Source organism: Microbacterium sp. ISL-103, from assembly GCF_018613995.1.
Taxonomy (GTDB): domain Bacteria; phylum Actinomycetota; class Actinomycetes; order Actinomycetales; family Microbacteriaceae; genus Microbacterium.
Window position 1 is genome coordinate 5,450 of sequence record NZ_JAGGPD010000211.1, and the last position, 3,900, is coordinate 9,349.

Consider the following 3,900-nt stretch of genomic DNA (forward strand, 5'->3'; position numbering starts at 1 on the left):
CAGGGAGATGTCGTCGAGCACACGCCGGGATCCATAGGCGAAGCCGGCGCCGCGCAGTTCGAGGACACTCATGCGCCGGCCTCCTTCGCATCGAGGAACGCGTCGAGCGCGCGGGCACTGTCGACCAGCATCCGCGTGTACGGCTCCGTCGGATGCCGCAGCACCTGCGCGACCGCGCCCTCTTCGACGACGCGCCCGTCACGCAGCACGACGATGCGATCGACCATGCGCGAGACGACGGCGAGGTCGTGACTGATGAACAGCAGCGCCATGCCGCGTTCGGCGACGAGCCGCTCGAGCAGAGTGAGCACCGCATCCTGCACCGTCACATCGAGCGCGGTCGTCGGCTCATCGGCGATGAGCAGCTGAGGGCGCGCCGCGAGGGCGATCGCGATCGCCACACGCTGGCGCTGGCCACCCGACAGCTCGTGCGGGTAGGCGCGGGCGAACCGCGGCTCTGACAGAGCCACCTCGTCGAGGGCGGCGGCGACCGCCGACGTCAGTTCGGCACCGCGCAGGCCGAGATGACGACGCAGAGGCTCGGCGATCTGACGACCGACCCGCATCAGCGGGTCGAGCGCGGTGAGCGGCTCTTGGAACACGATCTGGGCGACGGGTCCGCGCAGCGGGCGGAGGTCGGCATCCCGAGCACGGACGACCTGGTGCCCGTCGAGCAGCACCGAGCCCGAGGCCACGAGAGAGTCGGGCAGGAGCCCGGTGACCGCGAGAGAGGTGAGGGACTTGCCCGATCCGGACTCACCGATCAGTCCCAGGCGCTCACCGGGCTCCAGCGAGAATGAGACATCGCGCACGTGGGCTCCTGCACCCGAGCGCACGGTGAGGCCGGCGACGTCGAGAATGCTCATCGGCTCCTCCTGCGGGTCGGATCGGCGAGGTCGCGGAGACCGTCGGCGAGGAAGTTGACGCCGAGCACGAGCGCGATGATCGCGATGCCGGGGGCGATCGCCCCGACGGGGGCGGTGAGCACGGTGCCCTGGGCCTCTTGAAGCATCCGGCCCCACGAGGCGTTGGGCGGCGGTGCGCCGAGCCCGAGGTACGACAGGCTCGCCTCGGCGAGCACGGCGGCTCCGAACTGCAGCGCGAGGCTGACGGCCAGGGTCGGCGCGATGTTCGGCAGCACGTGCTGGAAGACGATGCCGAGCACACTCGTGCCGCTGGTGCGCGCCGCGGTGATGTACTGCTCCTGCAGCACGCGGCGGGCCAGGATGCGCGTGAGGCGCGCGACGACCGCCGACATGGCGAGTCCGATCGCGAACACGGCAGACCACAGCGACGCGCCCTGGATCGCCACGACGAGCATGGCGAGCAGCAGCACGGGAAAAGCGATCACGACGTCGAGACCGGCCGAGAGCGTGTCGTCGACCCAGGGGCGCGAGAACGCGGCGATGAGACCGACGACCGTGCCGAGGATCGCGGCGATGGCGACCGAGCAGGTGCCGACGATGAGAGCGATCCGGGCGCCCCACATCAGCTGCGAGAGCAGGTCGCGGCCGAGTCGATCGGTGCCGAGCAGGTGCAGAGCGCTCGGCCCCTCGAGGCGGCTGCCACTGGTGTCGGCGAGCGGATACGGAAGCCAGAACAGCGAGACAAGGGCGATCAGCACGATGATGCCGGTGAGCACGAGGCCGATGAGCAGGGTCGCTCTCGGCCGCCTCCGCACGGTGACGGAGCCGGTGGCGAGCTGCTCGACGACGCGGCTCATCGGTTGCCCGAGACGCTCGTGCGCAGGCGCGGATCGATCAGGCGCTGCACGATGTCGGCGGCGAACCCGACGAGCAGCACGAACAGCGTGCTGACGACGAGCACGCCCTGGATCACCTGGAAGTCGTGCTGCTGGATGGCCGACAGCAGCAGACTGCCGAGCCCGGGAAGAGTGAAGACGCTCTCGACGACGACCGCGCCGAGAAGGGTGGTCGACAGTTCGATGCCGAGGATCGCGACGACGGGCACCGAGCCGTTGCGCACGCCGTGACGAAGCAGGGCCTCGCCTGTTCCCGAGCCTCCGGCTCGTGCGGTGCGCAGGTAGTCGCTGCCGATCACGTCGAGTGTGGCCGAGCGCACGTAGCGGCTGAGGGAGGCGCTCATGACGATGACGATCGTGATGATCGGCAGCGCGAGCGAGCGCAGCGCATCCGCCGGATCCTCCCAGTCATCCCGAGGGAAGCCACCGGACGGCAGCAGTCCGAGACCGAGAGCGAACACCCAGACGAGCACCACGCCCACCCAGAAGACGGGAACCGCGACGCCCAGCTGGGCGAAGCCCGAGAGCGCGATGCCGTACCAGCGGTCGGACTTCACGGCGGCGGTGATGCCGATGACGAGCGAGACGAGGAGGGCGCAGCCGAAGGCGATGAGCGTGAGGGGCAGGGTGACGGCGAGGCGGGCGGCGATGTCGGGGCCGACGGGACGCGAGCTCAGGAACGACTCACCGAGATCGAAGCGCAGCAGCTGCCCCGCCCAGGTCGAGAACTGCTGCAGGAGGGGCTGATCGGAGCCGACCTGCGCGCGGGCCGCGGCGATCTGCTCGGGGGTGGCGTTCACCGAGAGCAGGGCGTTCGCCGGATCTCCGGGCAGCAGTCGCAGCAGCACGAAGATCGCGATCATCGCGACGACGAGCGACACCACGAGGAAGGCGAGACGGCGGATCAGGTAAGCGAGCATGGCTGTTCAGGATGTGGAGGGGGATGCCGACGCGCGGCATCCCCCTCGCGCGTCAGGACTTGACGATGTCGTAGGCGAAGAACTGGGAGTTCAGGCCGTTGACCGGGTACCCGCTGAGGTCGCTCGAGGCGACCACGATCTGCGGGTAGAGGTACAACCATACGCTCGCTGCATCCTCGGCGATCTTCTCGTTGACCTGCTTCAGCAGAGCGGTCTGCTCATCGGTCGTGGCTGCCTGCTCGGCCTCGGCGACCCACTGCTGCACGTCTGCGTCGTCGTAACCCCAGTAGAAGTCGGGGTTGCCGTACCAGACCACGTCGCGGTCGTTCACGTGCTCCTGCAGGGTGGCCTCGAAGTCCTGCTCCTTGAACACCTTCGTGTACCACTCGTCGGCGCTGATCGTGTTGATCTCGACCGTGATGCCGACCTCGGCGAGCTGCGACTGCAGGAACTCCGCCACGGCAGGGTGGGGGTCGTAGCTGGGGGTGTCGAGCGTGAACGTGAAACCGTCGGCGTAGCCGGCCTGCGTGAGCAGATCCTTCGAGAGCTCGACGTCGTACGGGTTCACCTTCGTCAGGTCTTCGTACCAGGGGTCGGTCGGGGGAACCATCGAGCCGATGAGCGTGCCGTAGTCGCCCCAGATGGACTCGAGGAGCTTCTGGGTGTCGATGGCCGAGTAGATCGCCTTGCGCACGCGCGCGTCGTCGAACGGGGCGACCCGGTCGTTGAAGGCCAGCAGCTCCTTCGTCGTCGAGGTTCCCTCGCTCACGACGTAGTCGTCGGAGTCGAACTGCGAGAGCGAGTCGGGGCTCTGCACACTGGTGATCACATCGATCTCGCCGGTGAGCAGGGCGTTGTTCTCGGCGGTCGCGTCGGTGAAGTACGTGTAGACGACCTCGCCGTTCTTGGCGGCCTCGCCCCAGTAGTCGTCCCAGCGCGCGAGGGTCAGGGTCGAGCCCTTCTTCCACTCGTCGAGCGTGTAGGGACCCGTGCCGTCTTCGGAGCCGGTGATGTCGCCGGCCTCGTCGTTCACGATCCAGACGTAGCTGAGGTTGTAGAGGAACGAGATCGAGCGCTGCGACAGCGTGAACACGACCGTGGTGTCGTCGGGCGTCGCGATGTCGGCGATCACGTCGAAGCTCGACTTGCGTGCCGAGACCGAGTCCTCGGCGGTGACGGCCTCGACGCTCGACTTCACGTCGGCGGAGGTCAGGGGGT

Annotated in this window: 4 protein-coding genes; all 4 read right to left on the bottom strand. The window is 68.4% G+C overall.

What is annotated here, in order from left to right:
* Nucleotides 1-68: 68 nt before the first annotated feature.
* Complete coding sequence (locus J7E68_RS08660) at nt 69-866, bottom strand: ABC transporter ATP-binding protein (RefSeq protein ID WP_215171747.1); 798 nt, start codon at nt 864-866, stop codon at nt 69-71.
* On the bottom strand, nt 863-1,723 hold the full coding sequence (locus tag J7E68_RS08665) for an ABC transporter permease (RefSeq protein ID WP_215171749.1): 861 nt from the start codon (nt 1,721-1,723) through the stop codon (nt 863-865). The genes J7E68_RS08660 and J7E68_RS08665 overlap by 4 nt, the downstream gene beginning before the upstream one ends.
* Entirely contained in the window at nt 1,720-2,682 is a 963-nt protein-coding gene (locus tag J7E68_RS08670; RefSeq protein ID WP_215171750.1) for an ABC transporter permease, read from the bottom strand. The genes J7E68_RS08665 and J7E68_RS08670 overlap by 4 nt, the downstream gene beginning before the upstream one ends.
* A gap of 52 nt (nt 2,683-2,734) precedes the next feature.
* The coding region (locus J7E68_RS08675; protein WP_215171752.1) for an ABC transporter substrate-binding protein at nt 2,735-3,900 on the bottom strand (1,166 nt) is incomplete at its 5' end.

Excerpts from the sequence above, each read along its gene's own strand:
- J7E68_RS08660 (WP_215171747.1), bottom strand. The coding sequence starts at position 866 with ATGAGCATTCTCGACGTCGCCGGCCTCACCGTGCGCTCGGGTGCAGGA.
- J7E68_RS08665 (WP_215171749.1), bottom strand. The coding sequence starts at position 1,723 with ATGAGCCGCGTCGTCGAGCAGCTCGCCACCGGCTCCGTCACCGTGCGG.
- J7E68_RS08670 (WP_215171750.1), bottom strand. The coding sequence starts at position 2,682 with ATGCTCGCTTACCTGATCCGCCGTCTCGCCTTCCTCGTGGTGTCGCTC.